The sequence below is a fragment of the Thalassospira sp. MCCC 1A01148 genome (assembly GCF_001613795.1).
GTDB lineage: Bacteria > Pseudomonadota > Alphaproteobacteria > Rhodospirillales > Thalassospiraceae > Thalassospira.
The window spans coordinates 116,046-132,204 of record NZ_LPVZ01000012.1 but is presented as its reverse complement, the minus strand read 5'-3'; the positions used below and the strand labels follow the sequence as shown (position 1 = coordinate 132,204).

Genomic DNA, 16,159 nt, shown 5'->3' with positions numbered 1-16,159 from the left:
CCAATCATCACCAACAAGCCGTGGCTGATAACCCGATTAAATCCGATATTTTGAATTGAATTGCGCTCAAATTGAATGGTGCAATGCATCATTTTGAATTCGCCACGGAGGAAAACACCCTCCCGGATGCCACCTTAAATCTTGTCTTCAGAGGCCGTCGAAAACGGCAAAGCCGATTCAAGAGCATGTACGGTCAGCGGCGCAGCAACGCCCTTGACTGCAAAGTCCCCGCAACAGACCGTTGGGGCCGTGATATGGCTTGACAGCACATCGGACATCAATAACGGGGTCCCGATCTGTTTGGTAAGGCTTTCAAGCCGGGCGGTACGGTTAACCGCCACCCCCATCACGGTGAAGTCCAGTCTGTGCGTGCCACCGACATTTCCATAAACCACTTCACCGTAATGCAGCCCGACACCAAAACGCAGCGATGGCAAACCGGCCTTTGACCGGTCTTCATTGACTTTGCCAAGATCGTTTAGGGTAGCCTCCGCCGCACGCAGGGCATTTTCACAAACAGTTTCGGCCGATTGATCGTGCTCCTGAGCAAAGACAATCAGCATGGCATCACCAACAAACCGCAAAATCTCCCCGCCATGGGGGCGCACGGCGCGTTCGACCGTTTCGAAATAGACATTGAGGCTATCAAGGAGTTGTTCGACCGAAAGGGTTTCGGTCAGAACGGTAAAATCGCGCACGTCACTGAACCACAGGGCGGCGAGAATGGTTTCACCGTCGCCACGGCGAATATGACCATGCATGACCCGGGCCCCGGTGCGCTCCCCCAAATAGGTATCCAGCAGTGAATGTTCGATACGTTTGGTGACATGGAGTTCAAGCACCACACCGATATGGTCAAGCAATCCGTCGAAGCAGTTGATTTCGCCATCATCAAAACCGTCAGGCTGATCGGTTGCGATGGTCAGCACACACCAGCGCCCGCCACTGAACCGAACCCGGGTACAGTAATAGTCTGTGAGCCCCATCTCGATCAGTTCCCCGACCAGCGGGTGATAATCAGCCGGATTAACCTTTGCCAGATGAATGCGGACCGGACCACCATGCAGGTTCACATCCTCAACCGGACTTCCGATATAGGATCCGCTTTCATGAATACCGTGGGAAGCCTCCCACAGATGCGCGCCATGTTCACGATCCCAAGTAAAGGACCAGACGGCAACTTGCGGATGAAGGGCCTGCATCGAGCAGCGCATGCGGGCAATGTGAAAGCCATTGGTATTGACCTGTTTCATCAATCCGTCAAAGAAGGCATTCGGATCCTCAAGAAACCGGCCTTCTTTGGCTATCCAGTCGATAACAGGCGCATTATTCCACATATCCGGGTCTAATTCCCTTTTGAGCGCGTAGCAATCGCGACGGAATTTGACGTATTCATTCCACAACGTCACAGCTTTAATGCACACAAACGCCCTAATTGTTTTTGCTGCCCTGCAATATAATTTGGTTGTATATTGCTAATTTTGTAACAGTTTGTTTCAGTTCGCAATCTGGAAACGCCCTGTTACAGTTTTGTGGATGCATTGTGCCCCCTCTCGCAGCATGTTGTCGCTGCAAATGGTTAAAAGCCAGGGAGGAAACCTAGATGTATCTGCGCAAAACCATCCTCGCCACTGGTGTGGCGTTTTCTGCACTCGCGACTGCAAGCTTTGCTCATGCCGAGCCGACCGCTGAAGTTCTGCACTGGTGGACTTCGGGCGGCGAAGCAAAAGCTGTCGCATCCCTTAAAGAAGATTTTGAAGCCAATGGCGGCACCTGGGTTGATAGCCCGGTCGCTGGTGGTGCTGGCGATGCAGCCATGACCGTTCTGCGTTCGCGCGTTCTGTCGGGCGATGCACCGGCTGCTGTTCAGCTTAAAGGCCCGGCCATTCAGGAATGGGCCGAACAGGGTGCCCTTGCTGAACTGAATGACGTTGCCGCTGCTGAAGGTTGGGACGATGTGATCCCGGCTGCGATCCAGGACGTTATGAAATACGAAGGTGACTATGTTGCTGTTCCGGTAAACGTACACCGCGTTGACTGGATCTGGGCAAACCCGACCCTTCTGGCAAAAGTTGGTGTCGAATCCGCACCGACCACCTGGGACGAATTCAACGCTGTTGCCGACAAACTGCAGGCTGCTGGCATTACGCCGGTCGCACATGGTGGTCAGCCGTGGCAGGACGCAACCGTCTTTGAAACCGTCGTTCTTGGTCTTGGCGGCCCGGAATTCTTCCAGAGCGCCCTGATCGACCTCGACGAAGACGCGCTGAACTCCGACACCATGAAAGCGGTGTTTGACCAGATGCGCAAAATCCGCGGTTATGTCGATGCCGACTTCCCGGGTCGTGACTGGAACCTTGCAACGGCAATGGTCATGAATGGCGAAGCCGCCATGCAGATCATGGGTGACTGGGCAAAAGGCGAATTCCTTGCTGCTGGCAAAGTACCGGGCAAAGACTTCATCTGTGCAGCAACCCCGTCAGAGAACGGCTACCTGTTCAACGTTGACAGCTTTGCAATGTTCAACGTTTCGGGTGATGACAAGGTCGAAGGCCAGAAACTGCTTGCCGAACTGATTGTTGGCGAGAAGTTCCAGGAAACCTTCAACCTGCTCAAAGGTTCGATCCCGGCACGTTCGGGCGTATCGCTTGAGAAGTTCGACGATTGCGCCAAGAAATCCGAAGCTGACCTTGAGGCAGCACAGGAAGCTGGCGGGTTCCTGCCGTCCATGGCACATGGCATGGCGCTTCGCGGCCACCTTTCGGGTGCGATCGTTGACGTCGTGACGGCCCACTTCAACTCCGACATGTCGTCTGACGAAGCTGTCTCGCGTCTGGTCGAAGCTGTTGAACTGGCCAAAGACTAATCTCATCTGATCAGAACAATCTGAAATATGAGCACCTTGCAGGCCCCGGATTTTCCGGGGCCTGTTTCCCAGTAATTTAACGTTTGAGGCAAAGGTTATGGGGGCTTCTCAAAGCACCGAAAGCAACCTGATGGCCAGCATTCAGAGACATCTCTCAAAGATCGTTGTTGCGCCGTCCTTTGCTGCGTCCCTGTTTTTTGTCTACGGGTTCATCCTGTGGACCGGCTATATGGCGTTTTCGAAGTCGCGCATGCTTCCCGTCTGGGATTGGGCCGGGCTGCGACAGTATGAACGCCTGTGGCAGATGGAACGCTGGCATGTTGCCATTGAAAACCTGTTGATCTTTGGTGGTCTGTTTATTGTGACCTGCCTGTTCATCGGGTGCCTTCTGGCAGTTCTTCTTGATCAGCGTATTCGCGCCGAAGGTGCGCTTCGCACGATCTTCCTTTATCCGATGGCCCTGTCCTTCATCGTGACAGGTACTGTCTGGAAATGGCTTCTTAATCCGGGCCTTGGCCTTGAAAGCATGATGCATGACCTCGGCTGGACGAGCTTCAAGTTCGACTGGCTGGTCAATTCGGACATGGCGATCTATACGGTTGTGATCGCCGCAGTCTGGCAAGCATCCGGCTTTGTGATGGCAATGTTCCTTGCGGCATTGCGCGGCGTCGATCAGGACATCATTCGCGCAGCCTATATGGACGGTGCCAGCCTGCCCCGGATCTATTTCGGTATCATCATCCCGTCGATCCGCCCGGTTTTCCTGAGTGCGATCGTCGTTCTGGCCCACCTTGCTGTCAAAAGCTTTGACCTTGTCATTGCGCTTACCGGCGGTGGCCCGGGCTATTCATCCGATCTTCCGGCAACCTTCATGTACACGATGGCCTTCCAGCGCAACCAGCTTGGTGTCGGTGCGGCCAGTGCCATGATGATGCTGGCGACCGTTATGGCGATCATTGTGCCGTATCTGTATTCCGAACTGCGCGGAGGCAAGAAAAATGGCTGATATTCAGACCTACAGCCACGACGCAGGCTGGAAACACACGGTTCTGCGCGGGTTGCTTTATCTCGTCCTGATCCTGTTTGCGGCCTATTACCTTTTCCCGCTGATCGTCATGATTTCGACCTCGTTGAAATCGCTTGACGAAATTCGTGAAGGGTCGCTGATTTCGCTGCCGCGCGTGGTGACGTTTGATGCATGGAACTATGCATGGAACGAAGCCTGCGTTGGTGTCGAATGTACCGGGATCAAAATCTATTTCTGGAACTCGGTCAAAATGGCGATCCCCGCTGTTCTGATTTCGACCTTCCTTGGTGCGATCAACGGGTATGCGCTGACCAAGTGGCGGTTCAAGGGTGCGAACATCGTCTTTGCCCTGCTGCTGTTTGGTTGCTTTATTCCGTTCCAGGTCGTTCTGCTGCCGATGTCACAGGTTCTTGGCAAACTTGGTCTTGCCAGCTCCACCCCGGGCCTTGTTCTGGTCCACGTGGTTTACGGCCTGTGCTTTACCACCCTGTTTTTCCGGAACTACTACGTTTCAATCCCGGACGAACTGGTCAAGGCAGCCACCATTGACGGTGCCGGGTTCTTCACCATTTTCTGGCGCATTATTCTGCCGATCTCGACCCCGATCATCGTGGTTTCGGTCATCTGGCAGTTCACCCAGATCTGGAACGACTTCCTGTTCGGTGCCTCGTTTGCTTCTGGCGCAAACGCACCGATGACCGTCGCACTCAACAATATCGTCAACACCACGACCGGCGTGAAACAGTACAACGTTGATATGGCAGCAGCCCTGCTGACCGGTCTTCCGACGTTGCTGGTTTATGTTCTCGCTGGCAAATACTTCGTCCGCGGCCTGACCGCCGGCTCGGTGAAGGGATAAGCAAATGGCATCACTCACCCTCGATAAAGTTCGCAAGGCTTTTGGCCCTGTCGAAGTTCTCAAGGAAATCAATCTGGCGATCGACGATGGCGAGTTTCTCGTCCTCGTCGGTCCGTCCGGTTGCGGCAAATCGACCCTTCTGAACCTGATTGCAGGTCTGGAAACATCCACCGACGGGGAAATCCGCATCGGGGATCGCGTTATCAACGACGTGCATCCTAAAGACCGTAACATCGCCATGGTGTTCCAGTCCTATGCACTTTACCCGAACATGACGGTACGCAAGAACATCACCTTTGGCCTCGAAATCCGTGGCGTTTCCAATGAGGAACGCGACAAGGCCGTGGCCGATGTTGCCAAACTGCTCCAGATTGAGCCGCTTCTGGATCGCAAACCGTCCCAGCTTTCGGGTGGTCAGCGTCAGCGTGTCGCCATGGGCCGCGCGCTTGTCCGTGATCCGGATATCTTCCTGTTTGACGAACCGCTCTCCAACCTGGATGCGAAACTGCGTGTCGACATGCGCACCGAGATCAAGAAGCTGCATCAGCGTCTTGGCTCGACCATTGTGTATGTCACCCACGATCAGATTGAAGCCATGACTTTGGCATCACGCATCGCGGTCATGAAGGACGGTATCCTGCAGCAGTTTGATACGCCACAGAACATCTATGAGCGTCCGAACAACATGTTTGTTGCCGGCTTCATTGGCTCGCCATCGATGAACTTCATCAATGCGACGCTGAGCGAAGATAACGGCAAGCTGGCCGTGACAATTCCGCGCGGCGGCGATCCGATTGTCCTGCCGCTGTTTGAGGCACCGGAAAGCTATCATGGCTATGTCGGCAAGGATGTTGTCTTTGGCATCCGCCCCGAAGCCCTGACACACAAGCGTACCGGTTCGGATGAACCGGGCAGCCAGTATGTCAATTTCGACAGCAAGGTTGAAGTGATCGAACCAACCGGTGCCGACACCATGACCGTGATCGAAATCGCTGGTAAGGAAATCGTCGCACGTGTCCGTCCGGACCGCGCACCAACACCGGGCGAGAGCATGACGTTCTCGGCCGACATGTCTCAGATCAGTCTGTTTGACCCGGATACCGAGTTGCGGATCTGATCTGATTGGCGGGTGGTTCTGGGGGCCACCCGCCATTCTTCTTTTTGGGCCCTGCCCTAGCCGATACTGTGCCGAATGGCGCTAAACCCTGCGCGGCAGGGACACGATAACTTCAAGCCCTTTACCCGGCATATTGCGCAGCTCGATGCGCCCGTCATGGGCATCAATGACCGTTTTCACGATCGACAGCCCAAGACCGCTGCCCCCGGTGCTCCGCGCCCTTGATCCTTCAACACGATAGAATGGCAGGAACACTTTGTCCTGATGTTCGACAGGGATCCCGGGCCCTTCATCTCGGATGGTAACCAGAACAGTGTCTGCCGTGGCTTCAAGGCTGACATTGGCGCGATGGCCATATTTCAGGGCGTTTTCAATCAGGTTGGTAAAAGCGCGCTTCAACGTACCCGGACGACACGACAACCGGATGCTGCGTTTACCATCAAAGCTATGGGCATCATCGCCACCGCCAAACACAGTATGGACAGAGCTGAACTGCAAGGGCTGTGGCCCGGCAAAGCTCACCGGGCGGCCAAGATCGGCATAGTCATCACAGATGGCTTCAAGCACAGAGACGAAATCCACCGTACGCTCTTCCTCCTTGGCGATCCAGTCACCGAGGAAATCGAGCGCATCATTGAGAAGACTGTCCATTTCATCAAGATCGCGCAGCACAGTTTCGCGCAGTTCATCATTTTCAATAAACTCGGCACGCAGGCGCAGACGCGTGCTTGGTGTGCGCAGATCGTGCGAAATCGCGGCCAGCATCCGGGTCCGGTCCCCCAGCATCCTTGAAATGCGTTCGCGCAGATCGTTATAGGCTGCGGCCATTGACCGGGCCTCTGTCGGGCCGCGTTCCTCAACGGGTGGGCCGCTGACCTCATCCCCATGATCGATAATCGCGCGTGTCAGGCGCTTGAACGGCCCGGCCAGAAGGTCTGCAAGGCCGGCAAACACCACGAGGACTGCGGCCACGCCCATCAGGAACATCAGGAAGACAAGCGACGGCGATGCATAGTTCGCCCAAAGTTCATCATGTCGAACAAGGATGCGTTTGCCAGATGGCATCAGGATTTCGACCTGTGCCTCAAGCCCCAGTCGGGCAATTTCACGCGACAGTTCGGCAAAGAACAGGCTGGGGTTTTCAGTGGCCTCAATGGTGGCGCGCTGTTCGGAGCTCAGCCGCCCGCGTTCGAAATGCACCTTGACCGAGGTCGGCCACCCTGTGTTCGCCAGACGCGCAGGCATGGCGATGTGCTGTGCGGGCCTCGAAAACAGCAACAGTGTCCCGACATCATCGGGCGGAAGAATGCGCAACGTCATGCCATCGCGTGCCGCGATATCGACGATGTTCTCTTCAAATTCCGGGTTTTCAGCGATCCGCACCAACTCACGAATGGTAAAGCCCAGCGTATAGGCCCGGCCAATACGTTCATCACGCTCGATGACGTAATAGGACGCCATCGCGCTGAGCACGGCAATGATCAGCCCGCCCAGCATCATCAGAAGAAAGATACGCCCGCCCAGCGTGCGCGGCTTATAGCGGCGCAAATAGTTGCTGAATTTTGCGAACGTATCGGCCATGGGTTGGATCAGGCCCTAAAGCGTCTGGGTGTCGGCGCAGAATTGATAACCGATGCCGCGCACTGTCTTGATCAGTTTCGGGTTCTTGGCATCTTTTTCGATCTTGCGGCGCAGGCGACTGATTTGAATATCGATGCTGCGATCAAACGGAAGCGAGCTTTGGCCGCGGACAATATCAACAAGCTGTTCACGCGATAGCGCGCGCTTGTTGTTCTTGACCAACGCCAGAAGCAACGAAAACTCGCCGGTCGAAAGGTGTACTGCAACATTGTCGGCATCGCGAAGCTCGCGCGACCCGATATCAAGCGTCCATTCGCCAAAAATGATCTTGTGGGCCGGGGTAACCTCGTTATCGGACGGCGCGACCGTACCGGTTTCAAAGCGACGGAAAACAGCCCGAATGCGCGCCAGCAATTCACGCGGATTGAACGGCTTGGTCAGATAATCATCTGCGCCAAGTTCAAGGCCCAGAATACGGTCAGTATCCTCGCCAACCGCAGTCAGCATGACAATCGGCACCTTGGAGGTGCGCCGGACATCACGGCACAGCGCAAAGCCGTCCTCGCCCGGCAGCATGATATCGAGAATGACCAGATCAATTTTCCAGTCACGCAGCGCGCGGTGCATCTCATTACCGTCCGAGACGGTGGTAATGCGAAAACCGTGCTGTAGCAGGAACTTTTTCAAAAGCTTCTGGATTTCCTGATCGTCGTCAACGACCAGGATATGTGGTTCACGTCGCGTCGTCAGTGTCCCGAACTCCCCTGATTTTCATCGGCCATGTCCCTGACCGTGGCCGGAGTTTAGTCGATATCGCCAGCGGTTTGAACTATTTTACCAATTGACGATCAATTGCAAACAGATGGGCGCGGTTTTCCATTTTATCGCCCTTCACTGTGCTCCAAACCAACGCGGGATCCGTATGCAAATAACATAAACAAAGTCAAAAGCGGTCCGGATCAGACAGGAGCCAAACATGCCTCGGATGTCGAACGTCAATATTGCCATTATTGGTGCCGGAATGGCCGGCCTCAAGGCCGCCAACACCCTGCATCGAATTGGCGTCAACGTCACCGTTTTCGAGAAAAGCCGTGGACTTGGTGGTCGTTTGGCATCGCGCCGTACAGAGTTCGGCCATTTCAACCACGGTGCGCAATACGTCACAGCGCGCGATCCGGGCTTTAATGCGTTTCTTCAGGAAGCAACCGAATTCAAAGTTGCACAGAACTGGTCCCCCAATCTGCATCGGGGCAGTGTTGCCACAGGAAGTGCGACGACGGGAACCAACGATACCCTGTCGCCAATCGCCCGCCATGTCGGCAACCTTGTAGAAGAGCAATGGTATCAGGGCGCACCGCAAATGAACAAACTGATCCGCCCGCTTGTTGATACCTTTCCGATTCAAAAACAACATCGCATTGTCGGTATTGAACCTGTCAATCAGCGCAGCTTCATGCTTCATGACGACCTTGATGGGTCTTTTGGACCGTTCGATGGTGTGATTGTCACAGCACCTGCCCCGCAAACCGCTGATCTGTTGCGTCCGCTTGCACCGCGCTTTGGCCCGATTGACGAGGTCGTCTTGGCGCCCTGCTGGGCGGTGATGGCAGCGTTCGAAAAGCCGCTTCCGACCGGATTTGATGCGATGCTGTATCCAAGTGCAGAAATCAGCTGGGCGGCACGCAGCAGCCAAGGTGACGATGCGCTGCATCGTCGCACCCCCGACGCATGGGTCCTGCATGCCAGCCCGGAATGGTCGCACGCACATCTTGAAGACGACAAGGAGCGCGTGATTGAAAAGCTGCTCGAAGCCTTGCGCACTGCAAGCGGCGTCAAATTGCCCGAACTACATTCGGTACAAGCACACCGCTGGCGTTATGCCCGCACAGAAGTCCCCCTTGGCATGAGCCACCTTAACGGCATGAACGGCCGGGTGATTGCCGCAGGCGACTGGTGCCTTGGTGCACGGGTTGAGGCCGCCTGGCGCAGTGGTCGATCCGCTGCCCATTCGATGATCGAAACGCTGCTGGGATAATCGCGAAAGCTGAGCTCTTCGGAATGCCGAAAAATGCCAACGGACACACCCATGGCAAGTCAAACCTGCCACAGAAAACCTGCGTGACATGTGCCCGCCCGTTTAACTGGCGGCGCAAATGGAAGGACTGCTGGCACGCGGTTCAATATTGCTCCGAACGATGCCGGCGGCACCGAAAGCAGGCTCCGCAAGTGGATCAGCAAAGCCAGGTGTCATGATGTTTGATCAGAAAGACGAAGACCAGCCGACCTATGCCATCCTGCGACAGCGGATGATTGATATGGCAACACAACGCGGTGTGGAAAAGACGATCTGCCCATCCGAGGTCGCAAAGTCATTCGGGTCCTATTGGCGGGGCCTTATGCCACGCGTCCATCAAGTTGCAGACCAACTTTGCGCCGAAGGAAAGCTGACTTTTGAAAAGAGCGGCGTTAGCTATGGCCGACACCGCCCGTCAGGTCATTATCGATTGCGTGTCGTCCCCGAAGATGAGGACTAAGCAGCGTTAGCCACGCAAGTCATGCAGGCGTTTGATCAGGCCTGCGGTCGATGCATCACGTGTACCGGCATCTTCCTTGCCCTCAACCATCGGAAGCAATTCCTTGGCAAGCTGCTTGCCAAGCTCAACCCCCCACTGGTCATAGGAATTGACGTTCCAGATGATGCCCTGAACAAAGATTTTGTGTTCATACATCGCGACCAACCGGCCAAGGGTGAAGGGATCAAGCTGCTTATAGAGGATCATGGTGCTGGGCTTGTTGCCATCAAACACCTTTTGCGGTGCCAGCACATCAATCTCGGCCGGTGACAGGTCACTGCCAGAAAGCTCTTCACGAACTTCGTCCTCGGTCTTGCCGCGCATCAATGCCTCGGCCTGTGCAAGGCAGTTCGACACCAGCTTGTCATGATGGTTGGCCAACGGATGCAGCGCATTGGCCGCAACAATGAAATCAACCGGGATCAGTTCGGTGCCCTGATGGATCAGTTGATAAAACGCATGCTGGCCATTGGTGCCCGGCTCGCCCCAGATGATCGGGCCGGTTTCATAGGCAATCGGTTTGCCATCGCGGGTGACTGATTTGCCGTTACTTTCCATATCGGCCTGCTGCAGATAGGCCGGCAGACGCGAAAGGTGCTGATCATAGGGCAGGATCGCCTGACTGGATGCCCCCAGCACATTGCGATACCACACCCCGATCAGGCCAAGGATCATTGGAATGTTGGTTTCAATCGGGGCTGTTTTGAAATGGTTGTCCATTGACTGCGCGCCGCGCAGCAATTCTTCGAACTTGTCATACCCGACGGCCAGAATGATCGGCAGACCGATCGCCGACCACAGGCTGTAACGTCCACCAACCCAGTCCCAGAAACCGAATGCATTGTCGGTATCAATGCCAAAAGCTGCGACCTTGTCGAGTGCGGTTGAAACCGCAACGAAATGCTTGGCGACGGCAGCTTCGTCTTTGAGCATCCCGACAAGCCAATCACGCGCCGAATAGGCGTTGGTTAGCGTCTCATCAGTGGTGAAGGTCTTGGATGCGATAATGAAAAGCGTGGTTTCCGCATCAAGGAATTTCAGCGTATCGACAATATGCGCGCCATCAACGTTGGACACGAAATGGCAGCGAATGCCATCGATGTGATATGGACGGAGCGCCTCGTTGACCATGACCGGGCCAAGGTCGGAGCCCCCAATACCGATATTGACCACATCGGTGATTTTCTTGCCGGTATGGCCTTTCCATTCGCCGGAATGGACGCGTGCCGCGAAGTCCTTAAGACGTGCTAGCACTTCCTTGACCGCAGGCATGACGTCTTCGCCGTCAACCTCGACCGGGCCACCATCAAGATTGCGGAGTGCTGTATGCAGGACCGCGCGGTTTTCGGTGACATTGATCCGATCACCAGCAAACATCCGGTCGCGCCAGCCTTCAACATTGGCCGCCTTGGCAAGCTCAACCAGGGCCGCCATCACATTGTCGGTGATCAGGTTTTTGGAATAATCAACAAACAGGTCATTGAGGGCCGCACTGTATCGTTCAAAGCGCGCAGGATCGTTGGCAAATGCCTGACGCAGGTTGAGCTTTTCGGAAACTTCCGCGCCCAGTTGATCGAGTTTATCCCAGCTTGCGGTCATTTTATCAGCAGACATACCACCCTCGGCCCATTCCAATTCATTCATAATAATGCAGTGCTTTGGCCAAAAGCCTAGCACGCGTTTCAAACTATGTGTGGGACAGTTTGCAGAATGTCGCGACATCAAGGTCCCGATGCCGCGACATTACAATTCTCAACGTGCGGCAAGAAAGTCTTCGACTTCTTTTTCCGTCGGCAATGCGTTGATGGCACCGCGCTTGGTTGCCGTGATCGCACCGACCGCATTGGCAAAGCGGCACGCGTTGGCAAGTTTGTCTTCGGAACCCAGAAGTTCCGGGTCCTTCAGCAGGCGTGACAGGAACCCTGCCGTGCAGCCATCCCCTGCCCCGGTCGCATCAACGGCAGTGATTTCAAAGGACGGCACAAAGCCATCGAAAGCCGGCGTGATGTAACGCGATCCCTTGGGCCCGTAAGTCACAATCATTGCACGCCACTGATCACACCACAGATCCTTGATGCCTTCTTCAAGGTCATCCTTGCCGGAAACAAAGGTGATTTCCTCGTCCGACATCTTGACGACATCGGCCTGACTGATCGCCAGACGCAGGATTTCGCGGGCCTTTTCCGCACTCGGCCAAAGCGGCAGGCGCAGGTTCGGATCGCACGAAATGATCGCGCCGTTTTCACGCGCGATTTTAATCGCTTCAAGCGTGGCAGCACGCGGATCATCATCGATCATGCAAAGGGTTCCGTAATGGAACAGATCGGTCGATTTCAACATGTCCTGATCAAGATCAGAAATGCTGAGCAACATGTCGGCTGACGGGCTGCGATAGAATGAAAATTCACGTTCCCCATCAGCACGCAGGGACACGAACGCAAGCCCGGTCAGCGCTTCCTTGGTCAGGACAATGCCCGACGTATCGACATTGTCGGCCCTGAGGGTATCAACCAGAAAATGGCCAAAGGCATCGTCGCCGAGTTTACCGATAAAGCCGGTTTCAATTCCAAGACGCTGAAGGCCCACAGCCGCATTTCCCGGCGCACCACCGGCGGCCTTGGCAAAGGCCGGGGCATCGGCAAGACCGGTTCCGGTCACCGTCGGAACAAAATCAATCAGCAGTTCCCCAAGACAAACAGCTTTGGCTGTCATGACGTTTCTCCGTTCGGAAAGTCCGCAAACTGGCGGACCGATATTGTATGGTCTGTGGGACCCACCGCCTTTTAAATCGATTCAATTGCGCACGCAAACCAAAACCCGATCAATCTGCCTGCGCATCAATCATCATGCGCTTTGTTTACCAAGGGCGCGGCCAAACTCGATCTCGCGCGCGCGTTCCAGTTCCGTCATCCAGCGTTCAAACATCGCGTCGCGTTCCAATTGCAGTGCATAGTGGCGCTGCAGGGCCGCGGTCAGTCGCCCCTCGCGCCCCAAGAGTTCATCGGCAAAGCCAATCATCACCGAATTCGGCCAGGCAATCGGGCGCATTTCGCGAATGGTGGTAAAGATACTGTCCTCGTCACGATCCGGCTCGCACTGCGCCATCAGCGTAATCATCGCCGCCGTGGAACGCGACACCCCCATATGACAGTGCACCAGCAAATGCCCATCCTGACGATCCGCGCGGCTTTCGATCAGGGTTTCACCATAACCAAGGATTGCTTCGACATCGGCCCTGGTCGGGGCCGGACGGCCTTCCTTGTCCTCGATCACGTCATGAAAACGCAGGATGGTGCGTTCGTGCGGATCAAAATTGCCAAAAATGGTCGGGTCTTCACGTTCGGGATCAAGCACGGACAGGACATGGGTGACACCATGACTGCGATGGGTGGGCAGCTCGTCGATGCCACAGATGGTCAGGCGCGAAATTGCGATTGGTTTCATTTCCTTGTCTCCTGTCTTCGTTTCTTTTTCTGCCCGCTATCAGAGCACAGGAAAATGAAAAAACAAGGGCCGGTATCGTGAAATGATACCGGCCCTTGAAAAAGATATATCTGGAGCGTCAGATTACTTTGCGCGGTTAACCGCATGAATGTTCAGCATTTCCCACGCCATGGTGGCACCGGCAAGCGATGTGATGTCCGAAACATCATATGGCGGGGAAACTTCCACCACGTCACTGCCGATCAGGTTCACATGCCCCGCAAGACCGCGCAGGATCGATACAGCCTGATGGCTGGTCAAACCGCCAAGAACCGGCGTACCCGTCCCCGGCGCATAGCATGGATCCAGGCCATCAATGTCAAAGGTGATGTAGGCCGGGTTATCGCCAACCGTCGCCTTGATCTTTTCAACGATGGCGTCAATCGACATCGACTGAACATCCGGGCCATACAGGATATTGAACCCGTGGGTCGATTCATTGTGGGTCCGAATACCGACCTGGATGGATTTCGACGGATTAACGATGCCCTTTTGGGCGGCATGCCAGAACATGGTGCCGTGATCAATCCGATCGCCGTCATCTTCCCAGGTGTCGGAATGGGCATCGAACTGGATCAGCGAAATGCCATCGCCATACTTTTCGGCATGTGCCTTCAGGATCGGGTAAGTCACAAAGTGATCACCGCCAATGGTGAGCATCTTGGCACCTGACTGCACGATGTCACGCGCGTGATCCTCGATCATTTCCGGCAGTTTTTCCGGGTGACCCGGGTCAATGACCATGTCGCCATAATCAATCACAGCCATCTCGGCAAAGATGTCGCGCCCGGACGGGAAATGCGGTGCCCACGCAAGGTTGGTCGATGCCCGACGCACACCCTGTGGGCCAAGACGCGTGCCCGGACGGCTGGACGTCGCCAGATCATAGGGAATACCGGTAACAGCGACATCAATCCCGTTGAGATCGCGTGAATAGCGACGGCGCATGAAAGACAGCGCGCCGGAATACATCGGTTCGCTGGTGTTTTGATGCACGGATTTTGCCGTGAAGGCGTTATCACCACCCTTGGTGTCAATGACCCCGGTGCTGCTCATTTCTCAATCCTTCCCAATTCCTTGTCCCGTCCCCGGACGCTGCCCATCAGCCGTCAACAGGAACCGGCCCCTTAACCGTTGCCAAGGGCAATCCAGGTTGATTTGACTTCACAATATTTGTCGAGCGCATGCAAGGAACGGTCACGTCCGGTACCGGACTGCTTGTAACCACCAAACGGCATGGTGATCGAACCACCGTCCCAGCAATTGACCCAGACAAGACCCGAACGCAGTTTCTTGGCCGTCAGGTGCGCCTTGTTGATGTCACGCGTCCAGACAGCTGCGGCCAGACCATATGGCGTATCATTTGCGGTCTGAACAGCTTCTTTCCAGTCCTTGACCGAAATAACCGACAGGACCGGGCCAAAGATTTCTTCCTTGGCGATTGTCATGTCGTTCTTGATGCCATCAAACACGGTCGGCTCAACATAGTAGCCACCGGATTCGGTGCGAACCCGCTTACCACCAGTACGCAGGACGCCACCCTCGCTGGAGCCTTTTTCGATATAGCCCAGAACACGGTTCATCTGGCTTTCATCGACAATAGCACCCATCTGGCTTTGCGGATCAAGCGGGTCACCCGGCTGCATTTTCGCGCCCGCAGCGACCACTTTTTCGATGAACTCGTCCTTGATGCTTTCTTCGACAATCAGACGCGAACCAGCCGTGCAGACCTCGCCCTGATTATAGAAGATACCGCCCGCCGCCGCAGCAGCAGCCGCATCCATATCCGGGCAATCGGCCAGAACGATGTTCGGGCTTTTGCCGCCGCATTCAAGCCAGACGCGTTTCATGTTCGACTGACCGGAATACTGCAGGAACAGCTTGCCGACTTCACCAGACCCGGTAAAGGTCACGCAATCAACATCTTCATGCAGGCCAAGCGCCTTGCCCGCGGTCGGGCCAAAGCCCGGAACCACGTTCAGGACACCTTCCGGCAGGCCAGCTTCAACCGCGATTTCCGCAACACGAAGCGCGGTCAACGGCGATTGTTCAGCTGGCTTGAGGATGATCGAGTTCCCCATTGCCAAGGCCGGGCCAAGTTTCCAGACCGCCATCATCAGCGGGAAGTTCCATGGCACAACAGCCGCAACCACACCCAGCGGTTCACGGGTGATCATGCCGATTTCATTGGCACCAGCCGGGGAAATTTCGTCATAGATCTTGTCAATCGCCTCGGCGTACCAGCGAATGCATTTGTAGGACAGCGGAATGTCATCGCGCGCAGCCAGCGTGATCGGCTTGCCCATGTCAAGGCTTTCCAGAAGTGCCAATTCGGCAGCGTTCTTTTCAAGCAAATCGGCGAAATGGAGCATAATCGCCTTGCGTTTTGCAGGCGCGGCTTCCGACCAGCTGCCCTTTTCAAATACGGCACGCGCAGACGCCACCGCACGATCGACGTCTTCGACGTCACATTCGGCAACCTTGGTCAGGACTGAACCGTCGCGCGGGCTGATGCAATCAAATGTCTTGCCCGAGGCCGCATCAACATAGGCGCCGTTGATGAAGGCCTTGTTGCGGAAATCAAGGGCTTTGGCCTGTGCGGTCAACTGTTCAAAATTCATCGGATTGGTCATCGAAAGTCTCCTGACGGATG

General features: G+C 55.3%; 15 protein-coding genes. 7 read left to right on the top strand and 8 right to left on the bottom strand.

The genetic code is table 11. From position 1 onward, the window contains the following. Positions 1 to 134 precede the first annotated feature (134 nt). Positions 135 to 1,337 carry an adenylate/guanylate cyclase domain-containing protein gene (locus AUQ43_RS03490; protein ID WP_062954518.1) on the bottom strand — a complete coding sequence of 401 codons (1,203 nt, stop codon included), beginning with the start codon at positions 1,335 to 1,337 and terminating at the stop codon, positions 135 to 137. A gap of 266 nt (positions 1,338 to 1,603) precedes the next feature. On the opposite strand from AUQ43_RS03490, the gene AUQ43_RS03485 reads away from it, so the two are divergent. The 4 genes from AUQ43_RS03485 (at position 1,604) to AUQ43_RS03470 (ending at position 5,869) form a co-directional block, all read left to right on the top strand. Beyond that, on the top strand, positions 1,604 to 2,866 hold the full coding sequence (locus tag AUQ43_RS03485; protein WP_062954516.1) for an ABC transporter substrate-binding protein: 1,263 nt from the start codon (positions 1,604 to 1,606) through the stop codon (positions 2,864 to 2,866). A gap of 97 nt (positions 2,867 to 2,963) precedes the next feature. Further along, complete coding sequence (locus tag AUQ43_RS03480) at positions 2,964 to 3,872, top strand: carbohydrate ABC transporter permease (protein WP_062954514.1); 909 nt, start codon at positions 2,964 to 2,966, stop codon at positions 3,870 to 3,872. Further along, entirely contained in the window at positions 3,865 to 4,752 is an 888-nt protein-coding gene (locus AUQ43_RS03475; protein ID WP_062954512.1) for a carbohydrate ABC transporter permease, read from the top strand. The genes AUQ43_RS03480 and AUQ43_RS03475 overlap by 8 nt, the downstream gene beginning before the upstream one ends. Before the next feature lie 4 nt (positions 4,753 to 4,756). Next, on the top strand, positions 4,757 to 5,869 hold the full coding sequence (locus tag AUQ43_RS03470; RefSeq protein WP_062954510.1) for an ABC transporter ATP-binding protein: 1,113 nt from the start codon (positions 4,757 to 4,759) through the stop codon (positions 5,867 to 5,869). An 81-nt stretch (positions 5,870 to 5,950) separates the two neighbouring features. Here AUQ43_RS03470 and AUQ43_RS03465 read toward each other — a convergent pair whose 3' ends face one another. After that, on the bottom strand, positions 5,951 to 7,450 hold the full coding sequence (locus AUQ43_RS03465; protein ID WP_062954507.1) for an ATP-binding protein: 1,500 nt from the start codon (positions 7,448 to 7,450) through the stop codon (positions 5,951 to 5,953). A gap of 15 nt (positions 7,451 to 7,465) precedes the next feature. Further along, positions 7,466 to 8,200: a response regulator gene (locus tag AUQ43_RS03460; protein ID WP_062954505.1), complete on the bottom strand. Its 735-nt coding sequence runs from the start codon at positions 8,198 to 8,200 to the stop codon at positions 7,466 to 7,468. Between the two features lie 226 nt (positions 8,201 to 8,426). On the opposite strand from AUQ43_RS03460, the gene AUQ43_RS03455 reads away from it, so the two are divergent. The 3 genes from AUQ43_RS03455 to AUQ43_RS03450 are packed head-to-tail and all read left to right on the top strand — an operon-like array spanning position 8,427 to position 9,984. Next, positions 8,427 to 9,485 (top strand): NAD(P)/FAD-dependent oxidoreductase, encoded by a 1,059-nt coding sequence (locus AUQ43_RS03455; protein WP_062954502.1) that lies wholly within the window; start codon positions 8,427 to 8,429, stop codon positions 9,483 to 9,485. 23 nt (positions 9,486 to 9,508) lie between these two features. Beyond that, positions 9,509 to 9,703, top strand: a complete 195-nt coding sequence (locus AUQ43_RS20045) for a DUF2256 domain-containing protein (RefSeq protein ID WP_084271978.1) — start codon at positions 9,509 to 9,511, stop codon at positions 9,701 to 9,703. Then, positions 9,613 to 9,984, top strand: coding sequence for a DUF3253 domain-containing protein (locus AUQ43_RS03450; RefSeq protein ID WP_232310593.1), 372 nt, complete (start codon positions 9,613 to 9,615; stop codon positions 9,982 to 9,984). The genes AUQ43_RS20045 and AUQ43_RS03450 overlap by 91 nt, the downstream gene beginning before the upstream one ends. Before the next feature lie 6 nt (positions 9,985 to 9,990). Here AUQ43_RS03450 and pgi read toward each other — a convergent pair whose 3' ends face one another. The 5 genes from pgi to AUQ43_RS03425 form a co-directional block, all read right to left on the bottom strand. Further along, on the bottom strand, positions 9,991 to 11,637 hold the full coding sequence (pgi, locus tag AUQ43_RS03445) for a glucose-6-phosphate isomerase (protein WP_062955235.1): 1,647 nt from the start codon (positions 11,635 to 11,637) through the stop codon (positions 9,991 to 9,993). A gap of 138 nt (positions 11,638 to 11,775) precedes the next feature. Further along, positions 11,776 to 12,735: a PfkB family carbohydrate kinase gene (locus AUQ43_RS03440; RefSeq protein ID WP_062954498.1), complete on the bottom strand. Its 960-nt coding sequence runs from the start codon at positions 12,733 to 12,735 to the stop codon at positions 11,776 to 11,778. A gap of 132 nt (positions 12,736 to 12,867) precedes the next feature. Continuing rightward, positions 12,868 to 13,467: a tyrosine phosphatase family protein gene (locus AUQ43_RS03435; RefSeq protein ID WP_062954496.1), complete on the bottom strand. Its 600-nt coding sequence runs from the start codon at positions 13,465 to 13,467 to the stop codon at positions 12,868 to 12,870. Between the two features lie 123 nt (positions 13,468 to 13,590). Then, a complete protein-coding gene (gene speB / locus AUQ43_RS03430; protein WP_062954493.1) occupies positions 13,591 to 14,562 on the bottom strand; it encodes an agmatinase in 972 nt (323 codons plus the stop codon). 71 nt (positions 14,563 to 14,633) lie between these two features. Beyond that, entirely contained in the window at positions 14,634 to 16,139 is a 1,506-nt protein-coding gene (locus AUQ43_RS03425; protein WP_062954490.1) for an aldehyde dehydrogenase, read from the bottom strand. Between the last annotated feature and the right edge of the window lie 20 nt (positions 16,140 to 16,159).